At 66.7% G+C, this 3,040-nt stretch carries 2 protein-coding genes; both read left to right on the top strand.

Going from position 1 to position 3,040, the window contains the following annotated elements:
- Positions 1-2,513 (top strand): response regulator (locus U9977_RS15465; protein ID WP_322749963.1); only part of this gene is annotated, 2,513 nt, incomplete at its 5' end.
- A gap of 291 nt (positions 2,514-2,804) precedes the next feature.
- A partial coding sequence (locus U9977_RS15460) for a response regulator (protein ID WP_416210633.1) occupies positions 2,805-3,040 on the top strand: 236 nt, incomplete at its 3' end.

Genomic DNA, 3,040 nt, shown 5'->3' with positions numbered 1-3,040 from the left:
TGGTGACCACGGCGGTGGCCCGCGGCGACCTGTCGCAGACGATCACGGTGTCGGCGCAGGGTGAGATCGCCGAGCTGAAGGACACCGTGAACACGATGGTCGATCAGCTGTCGTCGTTCGCCGACGAGGTCACCCGGGTGGCCAAGGAAGTCGGGATCGAGGGCAAGCTCGGCAGTCAGGCGACGGTCGACGGGGTGGACGGCACCTGGAAGGCGCTCACCGACAACGTCAACCAGCTCGCGTCCACGCTGACCACCCAGCTGCGGGCGATTGCCGAGGTGTCGACTGCCGTTACCCGCGGTGACCTCACCCGCTCCATCACGGTGGAGGCCGAGGGCGAGGTGGCCGAGCTCAAGGACAACATCAACCAGATGATCGCCAATCTGCGGGAGACGACCGACAAGAACGCCCAGCAGGACTGGCTCAAGTCGAACATCGCCCGCATCGGCGGCAAGATGCAGGGCCAGCGTGATCTGTACGCGGTCTGTCAGATGATCATTAGTGAGATGACTCCGGCGGTCGGCGCCCAGCTCGGTACGGTCTACCTGCTTGACTTCATCGAGGGTGACAAGCTGCGCCACGTCGCCGGCTACGGCTCGGCGCCGCGCAAACGGTCCGACGGTACGTTCCTGTTCGGTGAGGGCCTCATCGGCCAGTCCGCGGCGGAGAAGAAGCGCATCCGGGTGGAGGAGGTCCCCGCCGGCTACCTGCGCATCCGCAGTGGTCTCGGGGAGGCGCCGCCCAGTGATCTCGTAGTGACTCCGGTGATCTTCGAGGATCAGGTGCTCGGCGTCATCGAACTCGCATCCTTCACCAGCTTCTCCGAGCTGCATCTGCACCTGGTCGACCAGCTGGTCGGCACGATCGGTGTCGTCCTGAACACGATCATGGCGAACGCGCGGACGGAGGAGCTGCTGGCCCAGTCCCAGCGGCTCACCCAGGAGCTGCGCTCGCAGTCGGTCGAACTCCAGCGCACCAACAACGAGCTGGAGGAGAAGGCCGCGCTGCTGGAGGAGAAGAACGGCGAAATCGAGATGGCCCGGATCGGCCTGGAGGAGAAGGCCGAGCAGCTCGCGCAGTCGTCCCAGTACAAGACGGAGTTCCTGGCGAACATGAGCCACGAGCTGCGGACGCCGCTCAACAGTCTGCTGCTGCTGGCGAAGCTGTTGGCCGACAATCCGGAGGCGAACCTCACCGCCAAGCAGATCGATTTCGCCGAGACGATCCACTCGGCCGGCTCCGAACTGCTCGGGCTCATCAACGACATTCTCGATCTCTCGAAGGTCGAGGCCGGCAAGATGGCCGTGCAGGCCGCGACAGTTCGCACGACCACTCTCTGCGATGCGGTCGCGCAGGTATTCGGTCCGATGGCCGAGGAAAAGGGCCTCTCCTTCGAGGTGACGGTCGCCGGCGACCTTCCCGAGGAGTTCGTCACCGACGAGCAGCGCATCCAGCAGGTACTGAAAAACCTGCTGTCCAACGCGGTGAAGTTCACCGACGCCGGCGAGGTGCGGCTGGATGTGACGGTCGCCACGACCGATGTCGCCTTCACCACGCCGACCTTGTCCGCGGCGCCGGTGGTGCTCGCGTTCAGCGTCTCCGATACCGGCATCGGGGTGGCCACCGACAAACTGCTTATGATCTTTGAAGCGTTCCAGCAGGCGGACGGGACGACCTCACGGCGCTACGGCGGCACCGGGCTCGGGCTGTCCATCAGCAAGGAGCTCGCGCGGCTGCTCGGCGGGTCCATCGGCGTCGCGAGCACGATCGGCCTGGGCAGCACGTTCACGCTCTATGTCCCGTCGGTGATGCCGTCGGAGGTGCTTCCGTCGGCCAACCCGGGGGACAGCGACGAGATCATCGTGCTTCCCGAAACCGGTGGGGCGATGGCGCGCCGGCGGTTGGCCGCTATGTCCGGCACATCCGCGGTGGCTCTCGCCTCCGGACCGCGGCCGGCGGCCGGTGGCGCCGGTCCGGCGCGGGCACTTACATCGGCGGGACTCCACCTACCGGGCGCACGGGCGCGTCGGTCGTTTCGAGGCGGGGCGGAGTCCGACATACCGGATACGCCGTTCCTCACCGGGCTGCCCGCTGATCTGGGCGACCCGGCGGTGACCAGCGGCCTCGACGAGTCCGACCCGCTGGTCGGATCGAGCGTGCTCGTCGTGGACGACGACGTCCGCAATGTCTTCGCGCTGACGAGCGCCCTGGAGATGCACGGAATGCAGGTGCTGTACGCGGACAACGGCCACACCGCGATCCGGTTGCTCCAGCAGGAGGGCCTGTCGATCGACCTTGTTCTGATGGACGTGATGCTTCCGGGGCTGGACGGGAACGAGACCACCTCGGCGATCCGGCAGATGCCCGCGTTCGCCGCCCTTCCCATCGTGGTGCTGACCGCCAAGGCGATGCCGGGAGACCGGGAGAAGAGCTTTGAGGCCGGTGCGACCGACTACATCACCAAGCCAGTTGATCTTGACCATCTACTCGGCACCATGCGGTCTCATCTATAGCGCACCCGAGCCAGCGGGTCCCCGGGCACCGCGGCGCGCCGCTGCCCGGGGTGGGTCGGACCCGGACAGGCCAGGGATGAAAAGCTCGGTTCACCTGCAGGCCTCCGCGTCCGGCGCGGATCTCGTCGCCGTCGGCCAGGCTCGGTGATACTTCCACTGGGCCGGGCCACGGGCCACGGGCCACGGGCCACGGGCCACGGGCAACGCGGAAGCCGGCGGAAGTCATTTGTACGGTTGAGCTCGAAGCCGTGGCCCGATGGGGGCGGTGCGGCGTAAAGGAGGAGGCGGGCGGTGACCGAGCGCAAGGGTGATCTCATGGACGCGGGGGACGCCGAAGACGCGCATGGTGCGGAACGTCCGCGCAGCAAGATTCTTCTAGTGGACGACCGACCTGACAACCTGATGGCCCTCGAGGCGATCCTGGCCTCGCTCGACCAGGATCTGGTCACCGCTTCCTCGGGCGAGGAGGCCCTCAAACGTCTCCTGGTGGACGACTTCGCGGTGATTCTGCTCGACGTCCAGATGCC

The sequence above is a fragment of the Protofrankia sp. Cas8 genome (genome assembly GCF_963555845.1).
In the GTDB taxonomy this organism is placed as follows: Bacteria; Actinomycetota; Actinomycetes; order Frankiales; family Frankiaceae; genus Protofrankia.
Note: the sequence above shows the minus strand (reverse complement) of the source record. Positions and strands in the feature narration are given on the sequence as shown.